25 protein-coding genes are annotated in these 24105 nt (G+C 33.5%); 16 read left to right on the forward strand and 9 right to left on the reverse strand.

Annotated features, from left to right (window positions below):
* The first annotated feature begins 122 nt into the window (after window positions 1-122).
* The 5 genes from QLS65_RS09475 to QLS65_RS09495 all read left to right on the forward strand — a co-directional run bounded on the left by QLS65_RS09475 (window position 123) and on the right by QLS65_RS09495 (window position 3738).
* Window positions 123-962 (forward strand): protein NO VEIN domain-containing protein, encoded by an 840-nt coding sequence (locus QLS65_RS09475; protein WP_282712237.1) that lies wholly within the window; start codon window positions 123-125, stop codon window positions 960-962.
* An 88-nt stretch (window positions 963-1050) separates the two neighbouring features.
* Window positions 1051-1722 (forward strand): hypothetical protein, encoded by a 672-nt coding sequence (locus QLS65_RS09480; RefSeq protein ID WP_282712238.1) that lies wholly within the window; start codon window positions 1051-1053, stop codon window positions 1720-1722.
* Between the two features lie 251 nt (window positions 1723-1973).
* The gene (locus tag QLS65_RS09485; RefSeq protein WP_282712239.1) at window positions 1974-2408 is read left to right on the forward strand and encodes a hypothetical protein; all 435 of its coding nucleotides are present in this window, start codon (window positions 1974-1976) and stop codon (window positions 2406-2408) included.
* A 106-nt stretch (window positions 2409-2514) separates the two neighbouring features.
* Window positions 2515-3006, forward strand: a complete 492-nt coding sequence (locus QLS65_RS09490) for a hypothetical protein (RefSeq protein ID WP_282712240.1) — start codon at window positions 2515-2517, stop codon at window positions 3004-3006.
* Window positions 3007-3009: 3 nt separating this feature from the next.
* A complete protein-coding gene (locus tag QLS65_RS09495; protein WP_282712241.1) occupies window positions 3010-3738 on the forward strand; it encodes an LVIVD repeat-containing protein in 729 nt (242 codons plus the stop codon).
* Here QLS65_RS09495 and QLS65_RS09500 read toward each other — a convergent pair.
* The 3 genes from QLS65_RS09500 to QLS65_RS09510 form a co-directional block, all read right to left on the reverse strand.
* Complete coding sequence (locus QLS65_RS09500; protein ID WP_282712242.1) at window positions 3735-3860, reverse strand: hypothetical protein; 126 nt, start codon at window positions 3858-3860, stop codon at window positions 3735-3737. The genes QLS65_RS09495 and QLS65_RS09500 overlap by 4 nt on opposite strands.
* Before the next feature lie 22 nt (window positions 3861-3882).
* On the reverse strand, window positions 3883-4704 hold the full coding sequence (locus tag QLS65_RS09505) for a haloacid dehalogenase type II (RefSeq protein WP_131996165.1): 822 nt from the start codon (window positions 4702-4704) through the stop codon (window positions 3883-3885).
* A 125-nt stretch (window positions 4705-4829) separates the two neighbouring features.
* Window positions 4830-5492 carry a TrmH family RNA methyltransferase gene (locus QLS65_RS09510; protein WP_282712244.1) on the reverse strand — a complete coding sequence of 221 codons (663 nt, stop codon included), beginning with the start codon at window positions 5490-5492 and terminating at the stop codon, window positions 4830-4832.
* Between the two features lie 128 nt (window positions 5493-5620).
* Here QLS65_RS09510 and QLS65_RS09515 point away from each other — a divergent pair, with 128 nt between their 5' ends.
* The 5 genes from QLS65_RS09515 to QLS65_RS09535 all read left to right on the forward strand — a co-directional run bounded on the left by QLS65_RS09515 (window position 5621) and on the right by QLS65_RS09535 (window position 12903).
* Window positions 5621-6313: an SIR2 family NAD-dependent protein deacylase gene (locus QLS65_RS09515; protein WP_282712245.1), complete on the forward strand. Its 693-nt coding sequence runs from the start codon at window positions 5621-5623 to the stop codon at window positions 6311-6313.
* A 67-nt stretch (window positions 6314-6380) separates the two neighbouring features.
* Entirely contained in the window at window positions 6381-7727 is a 1347-nt protein-coding gene (gene purB, locus QLS65_RS09520) for an adenylosuccinate lyase (protein ID WP_282717077.1), read from the forward strand.
* Window positions 7728-7908: 181 nt separating this feature from the next.
* Complete coding sequence (locus QLS65_RS09525) at window positions 7909-10149, forward strand: cation:proton antiporter domain-containing protein (protein WP_282717079.1); 2241 nt, start codon at window positions 7909-7911, stop codon at window positions 10147-10149.
* A 251-nt stretch (window positions 10150-10400) separates the two neighbouring features.
* Complete coding sequence (locus tag QLS65_RS09530; RefSeq protein ID WP_282712250.1) at window positions 10401-11006, forward strand: NAD(P)H-dependent oxidoreductase; 606 nt, start codon at window positions 10401-10403, stop codon at window positions 11004-11006.
* A gap of 1 nt (window position 11007) precedes the next feature.
* Complete coding sequence (locus tag QLS65_RS09535; protein ID WP_282712251.1) at window positions 11008-12903, forward strand: monovalent cation:proton antiporter-2 (CPA2) family protein; 1896 nt, start codon at window positions 11008-11010, stop codon at window positions 12901-12903.
* Between the two features lie 85 nt (window positions 12904-12988).
* On the opposite strand, the gene guaB is transcribed toward QLS65_RS09535, so the two are convergent.
* The 4 genes from guaB to QLS65_RS09555 form a co-directional block, all read right to left on the reverse strand.
* The gene (gene guaB, locus QLS65_RS09540; RefSeq protein WP_099715965.1) at window positions 12989-14461 is read right to left on the reverse strand and encodes an IMP dehydrogenase; all 1473 of its coding nucleotides are present in this window, start codon (window positions 14459-14461) and stop codon (window positions 12989-12991) included.
* 227 nt (window positions 14462-14688) lie between these two features.
* Window positions 14689-16083, reverse strand: coding sequence for a DUF5723 family protein (locus QLS65_RS09545; protein WP_282712252.1), 1395 nt, complete (start codon window positions 16081-16083; stop codon window positions 14689-14691).
* Entirely contained in the window at window positions 16080-16634 is a 555-nt protein-coding gene (locus QLS65_RS09550; RefSeq protein ID WP_233550007.1) for a hypothetical protein, read from the reverse strand. The genes QLS65_RS09545 and QLS65_RS09550 overlap by 4 nt, the downstream gene beginning before the upstream one ends.
* 104 nt (window positions 16635-16738) lie before the next feature.
* Window positions 16739-17602 (reverse strand): hydroxymethylglutaryl-CoA lyase, encoded by an 864-nt coding sequence (locus tag QLS65_RS09555; protein WP_282717082.1) that lies wholly within the window; start codon window positions 17600-17602, stop codon window positions 16739-16741.
* 190 nt (window positions 17603-17792) lie between these two features.
* Here QLS65_RS09555 and QLS65_RS09560 point away from each other — a divergent pair, with 190 nt between their 5' ends.
* Both QLS65_RS09560 and QLS65_RS09565 read left to right on the forward strand, forming a co-directional pair.
* Complete coding sequence (locus tag QLS65_RS09560; RefSeq protein ID WP_282717084.1) at window positions 17793-18404, forward strand: hypothetical protein; 612 nt, start codon at window positions 17793-17795, stop codon at window positions 18402-18404.
* Window positions 18401-19111, forward strand: coding sequence for a DUF3307 domain-containing protein (locus QLS65_RS09565; RefSeq protein ID WP_282717085.1), 711 nt, complete (start codon window positions 18401-18403; stop codon window positions 19109-19111). The genes QLS65_RS09560 and QLS65_RS09565 overlap by 4 nt, the downstream gene beginning before the upstream one ends.
* Here the strand turns inward: QLS65_RS09565 and QLS65_RS09570 are convergent.
* Window positions 19097-20116: a quinone-dependent dihydroorotate dehydrogenase gene (locus QLS65_RS09570; protein WP_282712257.1), complete on the reverse strand. Its 1020-nt coding sequence runs from the start codon at window positions 20114-20116 to the stop codon at window positions 19097-19099. The two genes, QLS65_RS09565 and QLS65_RS09570, sit on opposite strands and share 15 nt — an antisense overlap.
* 315 nt (window positions 20117-20431) lie before the next feature.
* Between QLS65_RS09570 and QLS65_RS09575 the strand changes: the two genes are divergently transcribed.
* The 4 genes from QLS65_RS09575 (at window position 20432) to QLS65_RS09590 (ending at window position 23756) form a co-directional block, all read left to right on the forward strand.
* Window positions 20432-20989 (forward strand): hypothetical protein, encoded by a 558-nt coding sequence (locus QLS65_RS09575; RefSeq protein ID WP_282717092.1) that lies wholly within the window; start codon window positions 20432-20434, stop codon window positions 20987-20989.
* A 179-nt stretch (window positions 20990-21168) separates the two neighbouring features.
* Complete coding sequence (gene pepT, locus QLS65_RS09580; RefSeq protein ID WP_282712260.1) at window positions 21169-22422, forward strand: peptidase T; 1254 nt, start codon at window positions 21169-21171, stop codon at window positions 22420-22422.
* A 5-nt stretch (window positions 22423-22427) separates the two neighbouring features.
* Window positions 22428-23012 carry a YdeI/OmpD-associated family protein gene (locus QLS65_RS09585; RefSeq protein ID WP_282717098.1) on the forward strand — a complete coding sequence of 195 codons (585 nt, stop codon included), beginning with the start codon at window positions 22428-22430 and terminating at the stop codon, window positions 23010-23012.
* Between the two features lie 294 nt (window positions 23013-23306).
* Window positions 23307-23756 carry a hypothetical protein gene (locus QLS65_RS09590; protein ID WP_282717100.1) on the forward strand — a complete coding sequence of 150 codons (450 nt, stop codon included), beginning with the start codon at window positions 23307-23309 and terminating at the stop codon, window positions 23754-23756.
* Between the two features lie 74 nt (window positions 23757-23830).
* On the opposite strand, the gene yajC is transcribed toward QLS65_RS09590, so the two are convergent.
* A complete protein-coding gene (yajC, locus tag QLS65_RS09595) occupies window positions 23831-24103 on the reverse strand; it encodes a preprotein translocase subunit YajC (protein WP_099715973.1) in 273 nt (90 codons plus the stop codon).
* Between the last annotated feature and the right edge of the window lie 2 nt (window positions 24104-24105).

The following is a 24105-nucleotide window of genomic DNA, read 5'->3' on the forward strand; positions in this document are numbered from 1 at the left end:
AATTAATTACTAATTCCAATTTATAAGATTTTTCAGCGATTAGTTTATATATTTGAAAATAAATAAAGTCTGACGTTTATCAGACCTATATACTAGTTATGTGATATTTTAACCCGCCCTTTATGAGAAACAACTATGTTAACGACGAAGCAGATTTATTTAATTCTATAATTGAATTCCATAATAAACCTGAGCATTGGCGTACACTTTTAGGTTCTTCACCAAAATACTTTTTAAATTATGAGGATAATGGAGAGCATTACTTTGGCATTTCAAAGTTTTGTGCATTTAAAGATATTTCTGTAGAAGATTATATAAAAATTTATAAAAATAAAACTGGTGGTGGAACAACTCAAAATGTAATACGAAATAGAATTGAGAAAGAATGGATACCTAGAGATAAAGTATCATCAAAAGTTCGAAATGCATTTGACGATTGGATTAAAGAATTTTATCCAAATTACAATCTTTCAAAGGCGAGTTTCATTAGTATTTCAACTCAAAAAAATAGAAAGAGAATGCAACGCCGAATCACACCCGAAACTCTTAAGAAAAAACTTGATCAACAAATAATAAATGGAATTGTCGGAGAAAATATTGCATATCAATATGAATTTGATCGACTTATTAAAAATGGATTCGCGAACCCAAAAAAACATATAACCCACACTTCAAAATCTTTCGTGAACGCTGGTTTTGATATTCTAACCGAAACATCAAAAGAAACTCGTTACATAGAGGTAAAAAGCACGACTACTCTTGACAATACACTCTTTTTATCTGAAAATGAAGTTGAAACATTAAGAGATTTAGGTGAACAGTCATATTTGTATCTTGTAAAAATAACTGACTCAAAAAATGGAATTGGTTATGTTGATAAAATAATAAATAATCCAATTGAAGAATTTGAGAAAAAAAACTTGATGATTTCAATTGCATATAAAGTTGTAATTCCAAAATAAAAACATCACATAACAGCTACTACAACGTTGGCAGTAATTTTAAAAACGACACATCGAACAATTAAGAACAAACTATTTTATATGAAAAATGGAATATAACATTACTCCACACAAATTATACGGCAAAAAAACAGATGAACTCTCATTTGAAGAGATGGCTTTCATACATTTATCTACAAGCTATTCTCCTATTCCAGTAAAAAACGTAATTCTAAGGTCTACTTTATCTTTTATATATCAGAATATTCAACACTCGTTGTCTTTTGAATACAGCAAACAGTTAATGCCATATTTATCGTTGTGTGCAATACTAGACCAATTAGGCATATGTTATAACAGAAAAGACAAGGCTGAACCAAAATTTGAGAACGGTATAAAAAGGTGTTTAGTCTATTTTGGCGAAATAGACGAAGATGATGAACTTATAAATACTCTTTATGCATTAAGAAATGGGCTTTTACACAATGTAAGTTTGACATCAATTGACAAATTTAAAGACAATCATTACATATTTCGCTATAACAAGGAAATTGAGAATGTTTACCAAAAAGCAGAAGAGAAATGGGATGGTAATTATGAAACTCTTGATGGCAACCGTGATAAATATACTACTCATATTAATGTTGAGAAATTTAGGGATTTAGTTTATAAGTGCATACAAAAAGCTGACGACTTAAATCAAAACTCTTTGCTCGAATTAAGACTGCCAGGCGGAGTCAGGCAACTTTTTTATGACTATATCCGAAGTTTAGCAAAATAAAAAACTACTGGTAACAGCCGTTTGGCAAGATTGGGGTTTTAGGTTGAATTTAAAGATGATTTTGTACTTGATAAATTTGTGTTTAACCGAAAAACCGCTCCGCAAAGTATCCCTGAAATCAAATAAATTTTTCGTAAATGCTGCGCAAATGTCTCTGACTTTGCGCAATTTTAATAATATTAAAATTTCATCAAGAAGCTGAATTTTATCAACATTTAAAAATACTGAAGTAATAACAATAACTGAACATAATGAAAAAAATACACTTTAATCACTTAACATTTAAAAACTGGACATCTCTTTTAATGTTAATCTCATTAGTTTTTATTCTTATGGGTAGTTTTGAAATTATTGAATTTGAATATAAGAGAACGAATAAAATTTTGGCTTCCATTGGTTTTTTTATCCAAGCAGCCTATTACAGTAAAATGTTTTGGTACAAAAATTATGTTGAATGGAATAAACGGGGAATGAACATCAAAATAAATAGATTAATCAGTAAGTCTATAACATTTAAAAATATCGCAAAATTGGAATTAGACAACAGTAATTTAAAAATAATTCTGAAATCCGGAAGCGACAAAATATTCGAAATCCATAACATTGCTAGTACTGATTTGGAAAAACTCGTGGAAATAATTACACAAAATAGCGGATTTGAAAGCACCGAATTTTCTACAAATTAAAATTAAAGAATTACGCTTGCTAACACTAAAACTTTTTTACATAAATTTAATGCACGCTGCACGCAACCAAAAGCGGTTTTTGATATCTTTATAAAAACATTCCGCAATGAAAAAAATAGTACTTCTCCTGCTGGTTTCATTTCTATTCATTTCCTGCTGGCCAACTACAGATAACGGTGACTTTGTGCGTCAAGAATACAAACCGGTGATTATTGCCCGCAGCGCCCTGGAAACCTCCATTGCTTTTCAAAACGCACAACCCATTATTAAATCGGGAAAAATTTATATCAAGGACGATTTAATGTTTATCAACGATGTCAATAAAGGGTTTCATGTTTATGATTACACGGATCCTAAAAAACCAATCCGACTCCATTTTATAAAAGCCCCGGGCGCTACTGACTTAGCCATCAAAGGAAATACGGTGTACATCAATCAAGCAGTAGATTTGGTTACTGCCACTTTCAATCCTGCCACCAAAATTTTTACGGTCACCAACAGAAACAAAAATGTTTTTCCGCAAAAGCAAGCTCCAAACGGCTTATATGGCTACACCAAAGAAAATGAAATAATAATCGATTGGACATTAATCAAGTAACACATGAAAAAAATTATATCCTTCGTATTACTAGTGTTTATAATGGGTTGTTCAGACAGTGACAGCGCACAAAACGGCGACACAGGACAAGGCGGTTCACTTGCTGTTTTTGCCATAAAAGGCAATTATTTATACGGCGTAGACCAGATGAAGTTGAATGTATTCTCGCTAATCAATTCGGAAAAGCCCGTAAAAGTCAATGAGATTCCTATCGGTTTTGACATTGAAACCTTATTTTCATACGGAGATAATTTATTCATTGGATCTAGAAACGGAATGTTTATCTATTCAATCACCAATCCTGAAAACCCAACAAAGTTGTCCAGTGTGCAACACTTTACCGCTTGTGATCCTGTAATTGCCAATAGTACACACTCCTACGTGACATTGAACTCGAACACCACTTGTGGCAACAACACTAACGTTTTACAAGTTTATGACACCAAAGATTTAACTAATCCAAAATTAATTCACAGCAGAACACTCATGCAGCCTAAAGGAATCAGTTTTTACACCGCTGATTATTTACTGGTTTGTGATGATGTTATCAAAATATTCAACATTCAAAATCCTGCTGAACCTGTTTTAGTGCATGCCATTGACAAAAATTGTTTTGATTTAATTGTACGCGACAATACCTTATTTGCCATTGGGAATAACGGCGTATACCGCTATAAAATGAATCCGAACAATATAAAAGACATACAACTAGAGAGTGAAACAACGTTTTAATGCTCCTCAAAATAGCGTGCTTCAATTCGCTTGATGTCTTTTATGGAATTTTTGGCCCAAGCCAAACGCTTTTCTAAAATTTCGTTCTCAGTTAAGTGCCAATCAATGTTTGAATTGCGCAATCGGTTCTTTAATTTTCAATGATTACAACTGCTGAAAAGGTATTGAAATTAGCTTCTGAGCAACTAATAAAATATTCTCTTTATTAATTTCAGGTAAATTTGCAAGAGGAAACAATTGCTGTCCAGGACGGCTGACAAAAGCCGTTTGCCAACCTGCCCAATTTGCACCGGCAACATCCCAACCGTGTGCAGCTATCAACATACATTCATTCGATTTTAATCCCATTTTTTTGGCAGCCCAATTATAAGTATCTGCATGAGGCTTGAATTTACCTACATCTTCTATACTTAACACATCGTCAAATAGATCATGAATCCCTGCATATTTAAGTTGCGTTTCGACTGCTTTATTGGATGAGTTAGTGAAGGCAACTAATTTAAAACCTTCTCTTCTTAAAAGTAAGAGAGCTTCTTTCACTTCTGGATGTGCAGGCAATGATAAAATTGGAGCAACAGCATCTTTAGCTTGTTTATCCGTTATATCAATTCCATTTTTGTGGGCAACCATTATAAGTGCAGCGGCTCCAATTGTTCCAAAATCATGATATTGATTTGCTACTGTTGTAACCAATGAATACTGAAGCATTGTAGTGAACCACAAGGACATCAATTCAGGATGACCTCCTAGCGCTGCGCCAATACTTTTTTTCATGCTATTAAGATCCAGCAACGTTTCATTTACATCAAAAAATAAAACCTTGGGTCTTTGTAAATAACCAGCGCTGTACTCCTCATTATTGTCTGTCTCCTCTTTTAAAATTAAAATAGGCGCGCTAATTTCTTCTTCTCCAACAGTCAATGTGGTATTTACTAAACCTTGGTTGCTATTTTTAAATTCTTTCATTGTTTTTCTTTTTAAATCATGCGTTAAATAAAATATACGACAAAGTATCTTGTTTCGTGAAAATAGTACAAGTCACATGATATTTTTTAAAATAAAAAACATTAGCGTACCATTATATGAAAGAACTATTTCACGTTTTCAGAAAAATACCGTTCTTCTATTCTCTTAATATCTTTTATGGAATTTTTGGCCCAAGCCAAACGTTTTTCTAAAATTTCATTTTCGGATAAGTGCCAATCAATGTTTGAATTGCGCAATCGATTTGTCAAGTTTTGAATGATGATTGCCGCTGAAACCGAGATGTTCAGACTTTCCGTGAAACCAACCATGGGAATTTTTAGAAAACCATCGGCACGTTGTAAAATTTCCTCGGATAATCCGTCTCTTTCTGTTCCAAAAAATAAAGCGCTGGGTTTGGAAATATCAAAATCTTCCATCAAACAATCATTCTCATGTGGCGTAGTGGCAATGATTTGATACCCCTTATTTTTTAACGTATCCACACAATTCGAAATACTGTCGAAGGTATTGATGTCAACCCATTTTTGGGCACCCATAGCAATTTCCTTATCGATACTTTTTCCGTAACGCTGCTCGATAACATTCAATTCCTGAATTCCAAAAATCTCACAACTGCGCATCACCGCACTGGTATTGTGCATCTGGAAAATATCCTCAACAGCAATCGTAAAATGCTTGGTTCTGTTTTCCAATACTTTCAGAAATTTTTCTTTGCGGTTATCAGTCAGTATATTTTCAAGAAAATTAAGGTAATCGATATCAATCATTTTAAAAAAATTATTCGTCAAAAATACTAACTATTTTCACCGCAAATACACTAATTTTAATTTCTATTAAATATTTTAAAAAATCGGCGTTTGAAAATCCGTTTCATCTGCGTCCAATAATAAAATACATGAAAAAGAAATTAGTAGTCTTAACTGGTGCCGGAATCAGTGCCGAAAGCGGTATCAAAACTTTCCGTGACAGTGACGGACTTTGGGAAGGCCATAACGTCATGGATGTCGCAACTCCCGAAGGCTGGCGTAAAAACCCGGCTTTGGTACTGGATTTTTACAATCAAAGACGAAAACAACTCAAAGAAGTAGCACCCAATTTGGGTCATCAAATTCTCGCTGAATTAGAGAATGAATTTGATGTATATATCATTACCCAAAATGTGGATGATTTACACGAACGCGCCGGAAGTACTAATGTGTTGCATTTGCACGGTGAGCTATTGAAAGTGAGAAGTACCAAAAATCCAAATTACATTCTGGATTGGCAGGAGGATTTGAATTTTGGCGATTTAGATGAAAATAAAAATCAATTGCGTCCACATATTGTTTGGTTTGGTGAAGAAGTTCCTGCGCTTGATGAAGCAATAACACTAACTCAAAGTGCGGATTATTTTGCAGTTATAGGAACGTCATTACAAGTATATCCTGCGGCAGGATTAATCGATTTCACAGCGCGAGAAACGCCTATTTTTTATATTGATCCAAAACCTATAAAAATCCCAAATCTTAGAAATCCATTGGATGTGATTCCAGAAGTGGCTTCTGAAGGAATGAAAACACTAAAAAAGAAGCTTATCGAGTTTATTTAAAAACCATTCGTTTTCTAATTTGTCTCGAAAGGTTTATATTTGTGCCTTTCGAACAAACAACAAAACAATGACTACTTTAAACGAATTGAATGCTATATCGCCAATCGACGGAAGATATAGAAACAAGACTATTTCTCTGGCTCCATTTTTCTCTGAAGAAGCCTTAATCAAATACCGCGTATTGGTTGAAATTGAATATTTTATTGCTTTGTGCGAAGTGCCTTTGCCACAATTAAAAAACGTAAACCCAGATTTATTCGAGAGCTTACGCAACATCTATAAAAACTTCTCTACTGAAGATGCACTTTGGATAAAAGAAACAGAAAAAGTAACCAACCACGATGTAAAAGCGGTTGAATACTTCATCAAAGATGCTTTTGAAAAACTAGGATTATCAGAATATAAAGAGTTCATCCATTTTGGATTGACTTCCCAAGATATTAATAACACTGCGATTCCGCTATCTACAAAAGAAGCTTTCGAGAAAGTATACATGCCTTCTTTGATTACTTTAACTTCAAAATTGAAAGATTTAAGTGTGGAGTGGAAGGACGTTCCAATGCTTGCCCGTACGCACGGACAACCGGCTTCTCCAACTCGTTTGGGTAAAGAAATTGGTGTTTTTGTAGAACGTTTAGAAGAGCAAATGCGTTTGTTGTTTAATGTTCCTTTTGCGGCTAAATTTGGTGGTGCAACAGGAAATTATAACGCACATCACGTGGCGTATCCTCAAATTGACTGGAGAAAATTCGGAGGAAAATTTGTAGAGGAAAACCTTGGTTTACACCACTCCTTCCCTACTACGCAAATTGAACATTACGATCATTTCGCTGCATTTTTTGATGCTTTGAAAAGAATAAATACGATTATCATCGATTTAGACCGAGATATTTGGACGTATGTTTCGATGGAATATTTCAAACAAAAAATCAAAGCGGGAGAAATAGGTTCTTCGGCTATGCCTCACAAAGTAAACCCAATTGATTTTGAAAATTCAGAAGGAAACTTAGGTATAGCCAATGCTATTTTCGAACATTTATCTGCTAAATTACCATTGTCAAGATTACAACGTGATTTGACAGACAGTACCGTTTTAAGAAATATTGGTGTACCAATGGGACATACATTAATCGCTTTTGAAGCCACTTTGAAAGGATTAAACAAATTGTTATTGAATGAGCCAAAATTCCACGAAGATTTAGAGAAAAACTGGGCTGTAGTTGCGGAAGCAATTCAAACGATTTTACGTCGTGAAGGATATCCTAATCCGTATGAAGCATTAAAAGGATTGACCAGAACCAATGAGGCGATTGATAAAAATGCAATTCATGGTTTTATTGCAACCTTAGAAGTTTCGGATAAAATTAAAGCCGAGTTGATGCAAATCACTCCTAGTAATTTCTTAGGAATATAAATTTAAAAATTATTCCATTTTATAAAATCCCGTTGAAAAGAAATAAGAATTCTTTTCAACGGGATTTTTATTGCTAAAAAAACCATAAAAAGCCGTATTCAGCTCTAATTATATTTCAAAAATTAAAGTTTTTTTATATCTTACCAATATACACAAAAACCTTAAAAATCAGTAAACGCCTATGAATACCACAGAAACAGTAGCAAATGTATCACACCACTTACAACCTCTAATTAGTGATTTAGGATTAATCCTGATGACAGCTGCAGTTGCAGTTTTTTTATTTAAAAAAATAAAACAGCCGCTGGTTCTAGGGTATTTAATTGCCGGATTTTTGGCAGGAAATCATTTTGATTTTTTCCCTTCTGTAAAAGATATTAAAAGTGTAGAAGTTTGGGCAGAAATTGGGGTAATCTTTTTATTATTTAGTTTGGGACTGGAATTCAGTTTTAAGAAACTGATGAAAGTGGGTGGAACAGCATCGATTACTGCCGTAACACAAATTATTGCGATGGTTTCCATCGGATATTTAGTGGGCCAATGGATTGGTTGGAAACCTATGGACAGTATCTTTTTAGGAGTTATACTTTCGATTTCATCCACTACAATTATCTTAAAAACATTTGATGAATTGGGCGTAAAAACCCAAAAATTTGCGGGAATCGTTATTGGCTCGCTTATCGTTCAAGATATAGTCGCCATTTTGATGATGGTGTTGCTTTCTACAATTGCAGTGAGTCAACAATTTTCAGGAAGTGAATTGTTATTATCCGTTTTTAAACTAATCTTTTTCTTGACTATTTGGTTTGTTGGCGGTATCTTTTTTATCCCGACTTTACTTAAAAAAGCTAAAAATATATTAACGGACGAAATGCTTTTAATCATCTCACTTGCATTGTGTTTAATGATGGTTATTCTGGCTGCCAATGTTGGTTTTTCTCCTGCGTTAGGCGCTTTTATTATGGGTTCCATCATTGCCGAAACTACTCAGGCAGAACACATAGAACATTTGGTAAAACCTGTAAAAGACCTTTTTGGTGCCGTTTTCTTTGTATCCGTTGGTATGTTAATTAACCCCGGAACTTTATATGAATATGCCTTGCCGGTTGCTATTTTAACCTTAGTCGTGATTTTAGGACAATCAATAAGCTCAACAATTGGTGCGTTACTTTCTGGGCAACCACTGAAACAATCGGTGCAAACCGGAATGAGTTTATCTCAAATTGGGGAATTCTCCTTTATCATTGCAACACTAGGAATGACCTTGAATGTAACTAGTGATTTTCTTTATCCAATTGTGGTGGCAGTATCTGCAGTGACCACCTTTACGACTCCTTTTATGGTGAAATTTGCCACTCCTTTTTCAGAATATCTAGAAAAAAAACTGCCTCGAAAGTGGATTAAAAAAATTGAACGATACAGTGCCAATGCGCAATCCATAAAATTAGTAAGCAACTGGCAAATCGTTGTTCGCGCATTTCTGACTCAGGTGATAATCCATTCCGTGATTATTGTAGCCGTTATTTTACTTTCATCAAAATTCATTTTACCTTTAGTTCAAGGATCGCAATTTGGAAACATATTCGCCGCATTAATTACATTAGTGATATTATCCCCTTTCTTATGGGCTCTTTCTTTACGCCGCATTGCAGTTAAACAGGTGGCAATATTAAGAGAAGAGCGCAAATATCGAGGGCCAATACTAATGATGATTTTACTGCGAATGATATTGACCCTGATTTATATTGGATTTTTATTGAATATCTTTTTCTCACCCGTAATCGCTTTCATAGTCCTGATTGCAGCTGTTGTAGTCTATTTTGTTTTTCCAAAAAAATTAAATGCCCAATATCATAAAATTGAAGATCACTTTTTACAAAATTTAAACGCACGAGAAATTAAAAAAGCAGTAAGAAGCCGAAGTGATTTAACACCCTGGGATGGTCACATGACCACATTTGAAATTGCTCCAACCTCGAATATTGCTGGAAAAACACTCGAAGAATTAAGTATTAGAGAGCTATTAGGAATTAATATCGCTTTTGTTAAGCGTGGAGAAATCACGATTAATATTCCTAGTAGAAACGAAAGACTTTTTCCTGGCGATGAAATTTGCGTCATTGGAACTGATACCCAAGTGGCAGCATTTAAAAAATATTTGGACCAACATGAAATTGATGTATCTCCATTAGCAACTGAATCTGATATTGTATTACAACAGTTAGAACTCATCAACGAGGCATTTATTGGAAAAAGCATCCGTGATTCTGAATTACGTGAAAAAACACGTGGCTTGATAGTTGGCTTGGAAAGAGGAGGAAAAAGAATACTCAACCCAGAATCAAAATTGATTTTAGAAAAAAATGATATTCTTTGGATTGTGGGCAGCAAAAAATTATTAGCCAATCTTTCTAAAAATTAATTAAGTAATTTTTTTACAATCCATTTTTGGTTCAATCAGTACATTCCTAAATATAGATTCTAAATACATCCCGTCTGAACGAAACTTTAGATTTTGTTTAGACAGGATTTTCTGTTTATCATTAAAAAATAATATTTGAACCATAGTAAATTATTAAGATTAAGCAATATTTTATACCTTAGAGCAGTTTTATTTTCATAAAAACAGTGTAAATCAACACAATAATTCTTTTAAATAGTTAAAATAAATTTATGCCAAAAAATAAAATCTTAATCCTATTTTCACATCCGCTATTCGAGAAATCTCATGCGAATAAAGCTTTGGTGGAAAACATTCCCGATTCAGAAAACATTACTTTTCATGATTTATATGAACACTATCCTGATTTTGATATTGATGTAAAATTCGAGCAAGATTTATTAAGCCGGCATGATATTATCATTTGGCACCATCCTATGTATTGGTATAGTTGTCCGCCATTAATGAAACAATGGATTGATATGGTACTGGAACATAACTGGGCTTATGGAAAAAAGGGAAAAGCATTACAGGATAAAATTATTTTTCAGGTGATTACTACTGGTGGCGACAAGGAAAATTATTGCGAAACGGGTAGTGATCGTTATAGTATTCTTGAATTATTGGAACCTTTTAACCAAACTGCAAAAGTGTGTAATATGATTTACTTACCTCCTTTTGTAGTGCACGGAACACATAACATGACCGATGAAGATTATGAAAAAAATGGTTTGATTTATGGCTATTTTCTGGACTATTTAGAGAATCATGATATAGATACGGATGAAATTTTGCAACACCATTACTTGAATGAATGGTTTGCAACAATACTGACATAATATGGATACTAATTTTTTGCTTCAGGCAATCATTTATTTAACTGCTGCCGTAATTTGCGTACCAATTGCTAAAAAATTAGGCTTGAGTTCTATTTTAGGCTATTTATTGGCGGGAATAATCATTGGTCCTTTTGTTCTTGGTTTTATTGGTCAGGAAGGTCAGGATATAATGCATTTTGCCGAATTTGGTGTGGTAATGATGCTTTTTTTAATTGGTCTTGAATTAGAACCAAGCAAGTTTTGGAAAATGCGGAAATTCATTCTTGGAATGGGCTCCATGCAATTAATTGGAACGACAATAATACTATTTCTAGGATGTCTTTTTTTTATGGACTGGAGATGGGAAACTACATTAGCGATTTCACTGGCACTGGCTTTATCTTCTACTGCTATTGTATTGCAAACCTTAAAAGAAAAAGGATTATCAAATACTTCAGTAGGACGTTCCTCATTTGCTGTTTTACTTTTTCAAGATATTGCCGTAATCCCAATTTTAGCCTTTTTACCTCTTTTGTCAACCGTAAATCTTGAGGCTACAAATGATGCGCCACAATCATTAATTACAGGTTATGCGAGCTGGTTGCAAACGGTAATCGTAATCGGAATTATTTCGACAATTTATTTTGCAGGTCGCTTTTTGTTTGTTCCGTTATTGCATATAATCGCAAAAACCAGGTTACAGGAATTGTTTACTGCTTCTGCATTACTGCTCGTCGTTGGTGTTTCGTATATGATGCAATTAATTGGATTAAGCCCTGCATTAGGTGCTTTTATGGCTGGTGTTGTATTAGCCAACTCTGAATTTCGCCATGAATTAGAAGGCGATATTGCGCCATTTAAAGGATTGCTTTTGGGATTGTTTTTTCTGGGCGTAGGTGCCTCAATAAACTTTCAATTAATTATTGACAATCCATTATTTATTTTTGCTTTTGGAGCGATTCTAACATTAGTAAAATTCATCGTTCTATTTTTTACCAGTCGGTATTATAAAAAGAAATTAGACCAAAATCTACTGTTTGCATTTGGTTTGAGCCAAGCAGGAGAATTTGGTTTTGTAATTATGAGTTTCTGTATGCAATTGAATATTGTGCCCAGTATTTTAGCCAATCAAATTATGGCAGTCATAGCCATGAGTATGGTTGCAACTCCTTTTCTCTTACTAATAAATGAGCGAATAATATATCCAAACACCCGAATTCAGGAAAAAGAAATAAAAAAAGACAATGATTATATTGACGAGGATAACCCTGTTATTATAGCTGGTTTTGGGCATTTTGGAAGCACAGTCGGTCGATTATTGAGAGCTAATCAAATAAAATCAACTATTCTTGATTATGATTCAGACCGAATCGATTTATTACGAAAAATGGGTTTTAAAGTCTATTATGGAGATGCAACCCGATTGGAATTACTGAAAGCTGCCGGTTGTGAAAATGCTAAAGTTTTCATTGCCGCCATTGATAATCCAACCGTAAATCTTCAAGTCATTGAAACCTTAAAGAAGCACTTTCCAAATTTAAAAATTTTAACACGTGCCCGAAACCGAAATGACGCCTATGAATTAATCGATCATAAAGTGGAACATATTTACAGAGAAACTTTATACAGCGCTGTTAATATGGGTGTTGATGCGTTAGTAGAGTTAGGACTTCGAAAATATACAGCAACCAGACAAGGGCAACAATTTATAAAATACGATGAAATTACCACACGTAAACTAGCTGAAAAACGACATGATAAAATGGCGTATATGATTACCATTAAGGAAGAAATTGAATTACAGGAACAGTTATTAAAGAGTGATATTTATTCCCAAATTGCAGCTACCAATCACAGTTGGGACAGTCAACATTTAAAGAACAATCTGGCTGACTTGTCTGATTCCTCTGAATTGTAGGACTAAAGTTTAAAGCAATAAAAAAGCATAATTAAAATCCTAAAACGGAATTAATTATGCTTTTTTTATGATTTAAAACTATTAATTATCTAGAATAATTAGGAGCTTCTTTCGTAATAGTTACATTATGCGGATGACTTTCGTTGATTCCGCTTGCGGTAATACGAACAAAACGACCTGTATCTTGTAAAGTAGGAATATCTTTTGAGCCACAATATCCCATTCCAGCACGAAGACCACCAATGAATTGTTGCATGCTTTCGTTCAATTCCCCTTTATAAGGCACACGCCCTACAATTCCTTCCGGTACTAATTTCTTAACATCATCTTCCACATCTTGGAAATAACGGTCTTTTGAACCTTCCTGCATCGCTTCAACAGAACCCATTCCACGGTATGACTTGAATTTTCTTCCTTCGAAAATGATAGTTTCACCAGGAGATTCCATAGTACCAGCTAATAACGACCCTAACATCACACAATCTGCACCTGCAGCAATCGCTTTAGGAATATCACCTGTGTAACGAATTCCACCATCAGCAATTACTGGAACGCCAGTACCTTTAATCGCTGCAGCAACTTCAAGTACTGCAGAAAATTGAGGAAAACCAACACCCGCAACAATACGAGTCGTACAAATAGAACCTGGTCCAATGCCAACTTTTACTCCATCTGCGCCATTTTCAACTAAATATTTAGCTGCTTCTGCAGTGGCAATATTACCAACAATAACGTCTAAGTCAGGAAATTTAGCTTTCACTAATTTCAGTACATCTACCACTCCTTTTGTATGACCGTGAGCGGTATCGATTATAACTGCGTCAACTCCGGCATTAACTAAAGCAGTAGCTCTTTCAACAGCATCTGCAGTAACACCTAATGCAGCGGCAACACGTAAACGTCCGTATTTGTCTTTGTTTGCATTTGGTTTTTGAGTCAATTTAGTGATGTCTCTGAACGTAATTAAACCCACTAATTTATAGTCAGCATTTACTACTGGAAGTTTTTCAATTTTATGACCTTGCAAAACTACTTCTGCTTGTTCCAGAGAAGTACCTTCGGCAACAGTTACTAAGTTTTCACTGGTCATTACCTCAACAATAGGTCTTGAACTATTTTTTTCGAAACGCAAATCTCTATTGGTAACGATTCCTTTTAATATTTGGTTTTCATCTACAATTGGGATACCTCCAATACCAAATTCTTTCATCGCACTTTTAGCATCTGCAACAGTGGAAGTCAATGGCAAAGTAACCGGATCGATAATCATACCAGACTCCGCACGTTTTACTTTTCTAACTTTCGCAGCTTGTTGCTCGATAGTCATATTTTTATGTAAAACACCAATTCCTCCTTCTTGCGCCATAGCAATTGCCATTGCACTTTCGGTAACTGTATCCATAGCAGCAGATACAATAGGAACATTAAGTGTAATATTTCTTGAAAATTTTGATTGAATACTCACTTCGCGAGGAAGCACATTTGAGTAGTTAGGAACTAATAGAACATCATCGTAAGTTAATCCTTCACCGATAATCTTAGAGTTGTGTGCGATCATTGCAATTGTAGTTGGAGTTTAATTGCGTGCAAATATAGACAATCTTACGCAAAAAATCGCTATGATTTTACAATAAATAATTAAATTACAGTTCAAAGTCAATTCTTTGGTGCCAAATTACTCCTAAGTTTCCAATCAATAAAATTTAATTCATTCTCTTTTCAATAACAGAATATTTAGAAATTTACAAAGGATTTAAACGACAAAGACTCAAATAAAAACCAATATTATTTTTTACTATCCTTAAAAATAACATTAAGACCTAGCTGAAAAGACAGACTATTGGCTTTAGTGACATCCCTATATTCCAAAAGATTATCAGCAAGAATATAGAAATTAACTGGTCCAAGCATACTGGACAAGCCCAATCCTATATTTTTATATGAATAAGAATCTATGGTATAAGTTGCTTTCATTTGCAACGAATTGAAAATTTTTCTTCTGTAATAGGTCGTAAAAGCAACTAAAGGCGTTCTCGGTGTAGACATTATAAATAATTGAGCACCTACAGCACTTTTATAAGTAGTTTCAGGATCATAATTAAGACAATTACAATCTTCGGAGACTTCTTCTTCGAATGAAAACTGAATGGAAGTATTCAGTTTTGTAGGTCTCCAAGTTGTATAATCGGCATACAAGGTATCTAAAGGAACGGCATCCTTAAATTCCTGAAAGCCATCTTCTGCTGAATTTCCAGAGCTAAATTTGGGAATAACTCCTTCGTATTTATAAGTTCCTTTAAAAGTCAAACTTTCTACTTCATTCGTATGTTTTATAAAACCAAGATCTATCACACTTGCAGTAAATTGAATATTTTTCTTTGGATAATAAGTCAAACCGGCATCAAATCCCAAACCTAAATTACCGCCTAAAAAAGCTCTTTTAGTAATATCTTTTACCACATTTGGATCATAATCTTCATCATCATATTTAGCAACCCCTGATGTATTGAATTGCAAATCTGAATAAATCATTTGCTCATAAACACCTTGTGTGGAAGGAATGGTATAAATATAACCTGAATTATTAGTGGAGTTAACATTATAAATACTGGAATAAATCTTTCCTCGCGCTCCTAGAATTAATTTTTCATTTATCTTTTTATGAAACCCCAGATGAAAAACCGAAAGCATTTCTGCCTTTAGATTCAAATCGCCTAAATTGAATACTTTGCCCAAATAATCTCTATTTCCGTCCAAAACCAAAATTGCAATATCTTTAGGCACATAGCTCATAAAATCAAATTCTTGGTACATACCAAAAGAAACATAGGAATCTCCTTGCTCTCCAGCTATTTTAAAACCGCCATTAAATAATTCTATTTGTTCGTTTATGGCCATTCTGTCTTTTCTTGTAGTGGAGAATACTACATTTCTCAGTTTCACATTAAAATCGACTCCGTTATCTGCAAATAAATCATACGCCGAAAATCCACTGGAACCTACATTTGTGGAAATACCAGACAATAAAGGAATCCCAAAATACCAATTGTACTTGACATCAGACCCAGGATTAGTCAGCAAAGACTGAGGCACTGAAGTGAAATTATATAGAATTTGTTTGTTCTGTGAAAAGCAACCTATTGTTAGAAATAGAGCAAAAATTAAAATTATTTTTCTCATTCTACTACAAAATAAGCGGTTACTCCTGAACGTAATTTTAAATTTCCTACACTGCTTTCGCTTAATGGAGGACCTGCTAACATGGTGAGCCTAAAAGTAATTTTAATTGTTCTTTTTAATAAATCCAGTGAAGCATTTTGAAATGTTTCAGTTTTAGTAACTATATTTTCTGCACCGGAGTAAGCAGGTACGAAAAAATTTGAGGAATGAACTGGCTGATTATTTCTATCCAGAAACACTAAGTCTATTCTGTAACTTCTATTTATGGTATTGTTAATTTCAAAAAAAAGATCGATTCTATTTAACTTTTCCGTGAAAAATTTTTCGCTGAACACATCGACAGTTGGCGCATCAAAAATTACGTTTTGTTCTACTCCTCCAGTTACAAACTGATTGGCCTCAACATCAAAATAAGCTAAATTTGATATAATTACAGGTTCTAACTTTATATCATTTACTTGATTGTAATCTAAATCACTTGCGCATGAAGACGAAAATAAGATTAGAATTAGTACACTTAAAATTCTATGGATGGTCCGTAGTTGCATCATATTAGTCTATTAAAAGTAAATTGGGGAACTGTATAACTAACGTATCATTCATAAACTTATTATTTTCAAGATTAGAGTTCAAGTACAATTATCATTTTTTAATTTTAATGAAACTCACCAAATAGCTTAGAAGCCTCATTGTAAGCACTTTCAAAACTCATAGGACTCATGTCTGTTTTTTCTTTTTGCGAAGTAAAATAAGATAATAACTTCTCAGTAGGCATATTACCCGTTAAATCATCTGTTGCCATCGGACATCCGCCAAAACCTTGAATAGCACCATCAAAACGACGGCAACCCGCTTTATATGCCGCATCAATTTTCTCAAACCATTTATCAGGTGTGGTATGAAGATGCGCACCAAATTCTATTTTGGGATATTTCGGAATTAGATTCGAAAACAAATACGAAATCACATCTGGTGTTGAACTTCCTACCGTATCCGAAAGTGACAAGATTTTAACTCCCATTAATGCTAATTTTTCAGTCCATTCGCCTACAATTTCAACGCTCCAAGGATCACCGTAAGGATTACCAAATCCCATAGAAAGATAGGCTACTACTTCCTTATTAGTCCTATCGGCAATTTCAAGGATTTCATGTAAAGTAATTAACGATTCGGCAATCGTTTTATGGGTATTCCGCATTTGGAAATTCTCAGAAATCGAAAATGGGAATCCTAAATACTGTATTTCGGGATGATTTGAAGCCAGAGTTGCTCCTTGCGTATTGGCAATAATTGCCAATAACTTGCTTTTGGTTTGAGATAAATCTAGTTGTGCCAACACCTCTGCTGTATCCTGCATTTGCGGAATCGCTTTAGGCGAAACAAAGCTTCCAAAATCTATGGTATCAAAACCTACACGTAACAAAGACTGGATATAAGTCACTTTTCTTGCCGTAGGAATAAATGGTTTGATGCCTTGCATGGCATCACGTGGACATTCTATAATTTTTATTGGCTCCATAGAAAGCCAAAGATAGAAAAACAATTAAGAATTTTAAATTATGCGTTTCAAATTTTCTAAAATTGAAATTATTACATATTTCGGTAATAAATTAAAATATTACGTAATTTGGTAATAATAAATATTATTACGTAATTTGGTAATAATTTGGTTTTAAAATTGAAACTGATTTTTTAACTATATTTGAATTATGATAAGTATAATCACAGGAGACATTATTAACTCGAGAAAACTACCTTCTACAATATGGATTGACGGTTTGAAAGAACTATTGAATACCAGAGGTAAAAACCCGAGTGATTGGGAAATTTATCGAGGAGACGAATTTCAAATTGAAATTATAAATCCCGAAGAAGCCCTGATCGCGGCTTTGCAAATTAAGGCCTATTTAAAAACGCTAAAACTCGATGCGAGAATGAGTATTGGTTTTGGAGACAAAACTTATTCCGCAGCAACAATTTCTGAAAGCAACGGAACTGCATTTGTTCGTTCAGGAGAGCTTTTTGAAACTTTAAAAAAACTAAAAACGACCTTAGCCATTAATTCCGGCAATAGCGATTTAGATACCGAAATGAATTTAATGCTCCGTTTAGGATTGACCTTTATGGATAATTGGCTGGCGCAATCAGCTGAATTTGTTTTGGTTTCCATAGCTAACAAATCACTTTCTCAAGAAGAAATAGGTGTAAAATTAGGCATAAATCAAGCCGCAGTGAGTCGCAGACGAAAACGAGCGCAGTTTGATTTGGTACTGGAATTAGATAATCATTTTAGAAAAAAAATTAAAACCCTCAGTGTATGATTATTTTTGTAAAACTATTATTGGCACATTTACTTGGTGATTTTTTGTTACAGCCTACATCTTGGGTTTTAGACAAAGAAAACAGAAAATACAAAAGTATTTATCTTTATATCCATACACTCCTTCATTTTATTTTGGCTTGGATTTTAGTGAGTATTAGTGATTTTGTTTGGTTTGCCGTGATGTTGGCGGTAACTCATGGAGGGATTGATTTTTTGAAATTACATTTTCAAAAAAATAAAACAAAACGCAACTGGTTTTTGATTGACCAACTGTTACATCTTATTGTAATCATGACAATTACACTATTTTATACTAACAAACGTATTGATTTTACAGCATTCGACAATCAATTTTGGATTATTGCAACTGGCATCCTTTTATTGACAAAACCTACATCGATACTTATCAAAAATATCATTTCGATTTGGACTCCTGAAAACAAAACAAGTGACGAATCCTTATCGAATGCTGGAAATTACATTGGAATATTAGAACGCTTATTTGTTTTTTACTTTGTTATTACTGCCCATTTTGAAGCCATCGGTTTTTTATTGGCAGCAAAATCTATTTTCAGATTTGGAGATTTAAAAGAAGCCAAAGACCGAAAACTTACTGAATATGTTCTTATTGGAACTTTATTGAGCTTTGGCATTGCTTTATTGACAGGGATTTTAGTAAAATATGGAGTATTACAATCTTTCTAAAATCTTTTTGTTGATGGCTTTCACCAAAGCCGGACCTTCATAAATAAAACCAGTGTACAACTGAACTAAACTTGCTCCTGCATCTAATTTTTCTATTGCATCTTCTGCAGAATGAATTCCTCCTACTCCAATAATTGGGAAGGCTTTATTGCTTTTTTGAGATAAAAAACGGATGACTTCAGTAGAACGATGCATTAATGGTTTACCAGACAAACCGCCCATTTCAGTTTTATTCTCGGATTGTAATCCTTCACGAGAAATAGTAGTATTAGTAGCGATAACACCTGCAATTTTAGTTTCCTTGATAATATCAATAATATCAAGCAACTGTTCATCCGTCAAATCTGGAGCGATTTTTAAGAGGATTGGTTTCTGTTTTGGCTTAGCCAAATTTTTATTTTGTAAGGTTTGCAGTAATTGTGTCAATGGTTCCTTGTCTTGTAACGCTCGAAGATTTGGCGTGTTTGGGGAACTTACATTTACCACAAAATAGTCCACACAATCATATAATGCATCAAAACAGATTTCATAATCCAAAGTGGCTTCTTCGTTTGGTGTCAATTTATTTTTACCAATATTCCCACCTATTAAAACGCCTTTATTTTGTTTCAAACGTTCCACCGCTTCTTGAACACCGCCGTTATTGAACCCCATTCTATTAATGATTGCGCTATCTTCTTTCAGACGAAACAATCTTTTTTTAGGATTTCCTTCCTGTCCTTTTGGAGTTAGCGTTCCTATTTCAATAAAACCAAAACCAAAATTGGACAATTCTTTATACAGCTTGGCATCTTTATCAAACCCAGCAGCAAGTCCAACTGGATTTCTAAATTTTAAACCAAAAACTTCAGTTTCTAATCTTGAATCTTTTACTTCGTAAAGCAATCTAAAAAGGCTAGTAAAACCTGGAATTTTGGACAAAAATCGAATTAATGAAAAAGTAAAATAATGAACTTTTTCCGGATCAAACAAAAATAGAAATGGACGAATGAGTAATTTATACATGGTTGTAGTGTTGTTGGTGCAAAAATAGAACTATCTAATCGATAATTAAATATTTCGAAAAAAAATTATACAGCAACATTTGATTTGGCTCTAGCCAAAGAAGAAATAGTGTAAATAAACATTAGTTAAATAAAGTACAAAAACCTTACACCAATAAAAAACAAACAATTGACTACTAGCAATTTAAAATTAAAAAAAAATGATTCAACATCCTCAACACAAAATAAGAAATGATTTTTTCAATGATTTTTCTTATCTTGTAATAAATAAATTAGTGTTGAACATCAATTTTCATCAACTTAAAAACACATAGCCATGAATATAAAATTATTTCTCACTGTAGTATTGCTTTCTAGTTTTCAACTTTTCTTTGCTCAAGAAACTAAATCAGACACGATAAAGTTAGCCACAAAAACTACGATTACTACGGTTACAACAATCAAAGACACCATAAAAGTTGCTCCAGAAGTAGCAGCAAAATTAGCAACCACTGCCGAAAAAGAAGCATTAAAAAAAGAAGCTAAAGTACTCAAGGACAAAATGAAATTGGAGAAAAAAGCGCTAAGGGAAGCTAATAAAATTGAAAAAGAGCAGAAAGATTTTGAAAAAAAACAAAAAGCTTTTGATAAACGACAAGATAAAATTCTTTCGAGTGAGAAATCGATTAGTAAGATAAAAACAAAAATCTCAGATGAGGAAAGATATTTAACAAAACTCAAAGAAAAATTTGAACAGAGAAAATCAAAAGGAAAGCTTAGTTCTACTGAAATTGAAAAAGAAAATATCAAAATCAGTAAGCGACAAATAAAAATAAATAAGCTGGAAGGCGATCTAGATAAAGCAGAAGAAAAACTGCATAAAATGAGAGATTAATTTGAACCACCTTCGGGTGGTTTTTTATATGTAAAAAAGTTGATTTTTATCAAAAAAAATCATTGTTTATTGCTGTTTATACAATGAAATTATTATTTTTAATTTGCAAGATTTAGTTGCTTATTAACTTCAAAAAGCTCCTGAAAAAATGTTTATATTTGCATTAAAACAAATTTAAAATGCAACATATAATTGACCGTTTCATCAGTTACGTAACTATTGATACTGAATCTGACCACAAATCAGAAAGTACGCCAAGTACAGCAAAACAATGGGATTTAGCCAATAAACTGGTTGAAGAACTTAAAACAATTGGATTGCAGGACGTAACAATTGATGAAAAAGCATATATCATGGCTACTTTGCCAAGTAATGTAACTCATGAAGTTCCTGTAATTGGATTTATTTCTCATTTTGACACTTCCCCTGATTTTACCGGAGCCAATGTAAAACCTCAAATTGTATCGAACTATGATGGTAAAGACATTGTATTAAATGCAGAAAAAAATATTGTGTTATCACCAAGTTATTTCAAAGATTTATTGCTTTACAAAGGGCAAACTTTAATAACTACTGACGGAACAACACTGTTAGGCGCTGATGATAAAGCCGGAATTACCGAGATTGTTACTGCAATGGAATTCCTTGTTAACAATCCTGAAATCAAACACGGAAAAATCAGAATAGGTTTTACACCTGACGAAGAAATTGGCCGTGGTGCGCATCATTTTGATGTAGAGAAATTTGGAGCCGATTGGGCTTACACAATGGATGGTAGCCAAATAGGCGAATTAGAATATGAAAATTTTAATGCGGCTGGCGCCAAAATCACTTTCAAAGGAAAAAGCGTACATCCTGGCTATGCCAAAGGAAAAATGATCAATTCTATGTTGATTGCCAATGATTTTATTAATGAACTTCCCGCAGGAGAAACTCCTGAAGAAACTAAAGGATATGAAGGTTTCTTTCACGTACATCATCTAAATGGAAGTATTGAAGAAACCGTATTGGAATTAATCATTCGCGACCACAACAAGAAAAAATTTGAAAAGCGCAAAGAACTAATCGAGAAAATCGCTCGAAAAATCAATAAGAAATTTGCAAAACAATTTGGTGAAGACATCGTTATCACTGAGATTAAAGATCAATATTACAATATGAAAGAAAAGGTTCTGCCGGTGAAACATATTGTGGATATTGCTGAAAAAGCAATGAAAGAAATAGGAATTAAACCGCTTATAAAACCCATTCGTGGTGGTACTGACGGTTCTCAATTATCTTATAAAGGGTTGCCTTGCCCAAATATTTTTGCCGGGGGACACAATTTTCATGGAAAATACGAATATGTTCCAGTAGAAAGCATGCAAAAAGCAGTTGAAGTAATTGTAAAAATTGCTGAATTGACAGCTACAGAAGATTCTTCTAAAAAATAATCTATTTGGAACCTTCAAAAACGACTCATATCTGGGATAGAAACAACAGCTGGTCAGAAGAATTAGAACTTCTAAAATCAGTTATTGTCAAAACGGAACTTGTGGAAACAACCAAATGGGGCGGTATTATTTATGTCTTGAATGGTAAAAACGTACTCGGAATTGGAGGATTCAAAAATTACTTTGCGATTTGGTTTTTCAATGGTGTTTTATTGCATGATAAAAAAAAGGTTTTGGTTAATGCGCAAGAAGGCGTTACCAAATCATTGCGACAATGGCGATTTTCATCAAAAGAAGAAGTCAATGAAGCAGCAGTTCTAGATTACATTCATGAAGCAATTGCCAATGAAAAACAAGGAAAGAATAGTAAACCACAGAAAAAAGAACCTATCGTTTCTGAACTTCTTCAAAAGGAATTAGATGCAGATGCCAATTTAGCAGATGCTTTTCTAAAATTCTCTCCTTACAAACAATATGAATTTTTAGAATACATTGAAACTGCAAAACGAGAAGAAACCAAACGTTCCCGGATTGAAAAAATCAAACCGATGATAAAAGAAAATATTGGTTTGAATGATAAATACCGATAAAATTAAGTCCCAATTCTGAAACTCAGAGTTGGGACTTTTTTTTTGTTCAAAATCATATTAGAATAGCTCTTTATTCTCCCATAATCTTTTACACAATCTCTTTCTTTAAAAAAAGAAAACACTTCCTTACTAGGTTACTATTTGTTGTAAAACAGAATAAATTTCCTAAATCGTTCTGAAAAACTTAACACTGACCAGTCTATTAAATCACTATATTTACTTACAACCACGTAACAATTTAGTAACACCAGAATAACTATTCGATTAATTGCATAAAAACTAATACTATAAATTATGATACCAAAGAAAGAAGCGGAAACTGATCCAGTATCTCCGGCAAAACCTGAAATTGTTAAGCCAGTTAGAGCTCGAAGAACAAAAGTTGTTAAACCTGAAGTGGAACCCGCTGAAATTATAGTTCCTGTAATTGAAGAAATCATAACAGAAACTATAGAAATTTCGACTATTGATCTAGAAGACAATGATGATAGTGACGTTTCAAATCAGAAAAAAAGTAAAAACAAGATTAAAACCAAAGTAAAGATGAAAGATAAAGACAAGAAAAAGGCTAAGAAAGCCGACGCAAAAGAGAAAGCTAAGCAAAAAGCGAAAGCAAAAGCCAAAAAGGCAAAAAAAGCCAAAAAGGATAAAGCTAAGAAAGCAAAAGTTAAAGCCAAGATAAAAGCTAAAAAAGCCAAAGCAAAATCAAAAAAAGCGAAGAAGAATAAAAAGAATAAAAATTAGGATATTTTTTATCCAAAAAAAAAGTCCCAATCCGAACAATCGGTTGGGACTTTTTTAATTCATTAAAATGAGAATTATTTTTTGTTCAATACTGCACTCATTTCCATAGAAATAGCAGAACGCTCCATTTTCAATTTTCCTGACATCGTTTCAACAACAACAGTTGTATCCGCTAACTCAGAAACTTTTCCGTGAAGACCACTTTTTGTAATGATTTTATCACCTACTTTCAAGCTGCTTTCAAATTCTTTTTCATTTTTCGCTCTTTTCTGTTGTGGTCTGATCATGAAGAAATAGATTACCACAAACATTAATAAAAACGGTGCAAATTGAGTTAATTGTTCCATAA

This window comes from Flavobacterium algoritolerans, from assembly GCF_030010385.1.
GTDB classification, from domain to species: Bacteria; Bacteroidota; Bacteroidia; order Flavobacteriales; family Flavobacteriaceae; genus Flavobacterium; species Flavobacterium algoritolerans.

Coding starts and splice junctions, on each gene's coding strand:
- QLS65_RS09475 (WP_282712237.1), top strand. CDS start 123: ATGAGAAACAACTATGTTAACGACGAAGCAGATTTATTTAATTCTATA.
- QLS65_RS09480 (WP_282712238.1), top strand. CDS start 1,051: ATGGAATATAACATTACTCCACACAAATTATACGGCAAAAAAACAGAT.
- QLS65_RS09485 (WP_282712239.1), top strand. CDS start 1,974: ATGAAAAAAATACACTTTAATCACTTAACATTTAAAAACTGGACATCT.
- QLS65_RS09490 (WP_282712240.1), top strand. CDS start 2,515: ATGAAAAAAATAGTACTTCTCCTGCTGGTTTCATTTCTATTCATTTCC.
- QLS65_RS09495 (WP_282712241.1), top strand. CDS start 3,010: ATGAAAAAAATTATATCCTTCGTATTACTAGTGTTTATAATGGGTTGT.
- QLS65_RS09505 (WP_131996165.1), bottom strand. CDS start 4,704: ATGAAAGAATTTAAAAATAGCAACCAAGGTTTAGTAAATACCACATTG.
- QLS65_RS09510 (WP_282712244.1), bottom strand. CDS start 5,492: ATGATTGATATCGATTACCTTAATTTTCTTGAAAATATACTGACTGAT.
- QLS65_RS09515 (WP_282712245.1), top strand. CDS start 5,621: ATGAAAAAGAAATTAGTAGTCTTAACTGGTGCCGGAATCAGTGCCGAA.
- purB (WP_282717077.1), top strand. CDS start 6,381: ATGACTACTTTAAACGAATTGAATGCTATATCGCCAATCGACGGAAGA.
- QLS65_RS09525 (WP_282717079.1), top strand. CDS start 7,909: ATGAATACCACAGAAACAGTAGCAAATGTATCACACCACTTACAACCT.
- QLS65_RS09530 (WP_282712250.1), top strand. CDS start 10,401: ATGCCAAAAAATAAAATCTTAATCCTATTTTCACATCCGCTATTCGAG.
- QLS65_RS09535 (WP_282712251.1), top strand. CDS start 11,008: ATGGATACTAATTTTTTGCTTCAGGCAATCATTTATTTAACTGCTGCC.
- guaB (WP_099715965.1), bottom strand. CDS start 14,461: ATGATCGCACACAACTCTAAGATTATCGGTGAAGGATTAACTTACGAT.
- QLS65_RS09545 (WP_282712252.1), bottom strand. CDS start 16,083: ATGAGAAAAATAATTTTAATTTTTGCTCTATTTCTAACAATAGGTTGC.
- QLS65_RS09550 (WP_233550007.1), bottom strand. CDS start 16,634: ATGATGCAACTACGGACCATCCATAGAATTTTAAGTGTACTAATTCTA.
- QLS65_RS09555 (WP_282717082.1), bottom strand. CDS start 17,602: ATGGAGCCAATAAAAATTATAGAATGTCCACGTGATGCCATGCAAGGC.
- QLS65_RS09560 (WP_282717084.1), top strand. CDS start 17,793: ATGATAAGTATAATCACAGGAGACATTATTAACTCGAGAAAACTACCT.
- QLS65_RS09565 (WP_282717085.1), top strand. CDS start 18,401: ATGATTATTTTTGTAAAACTATTATTGGCACATTTACTTGGTGATTTT.
- QLS65_RS09570 (WP_282712257.1), bottom strand. CDS start 20,116: ATGTATAAATTACTCATTCGTCCATTTCTATTTTTGTTTGATCCGGAA.
- QLS65_RS09575 (WP_282717092.1), top strand. CDS start 20,432: ATGAATATAAAATTATTTCTCACTGTAGTATTGCTTTCTAGTTTTCAA.
- pepT (WP_282712260.1), top strand. CDS start 21,169: ATGCAACATATAATTGACCGTTTCATCAGTTACGTAACTATTGATACT.
- QLS65_RS09590 (WP_282717100.1), top strand. CDS start 23,307: ATGATACCAAAGAAAGAAGCGGAAACTGATCCAGTATCTCCGGCAAAA.
- yajC (WP_099715973.1), bottom strand. CDS start 24,103: ATGGAACAATTAACTCAATTTGCACCGTTTTTATTAATGTTTGTGGTA.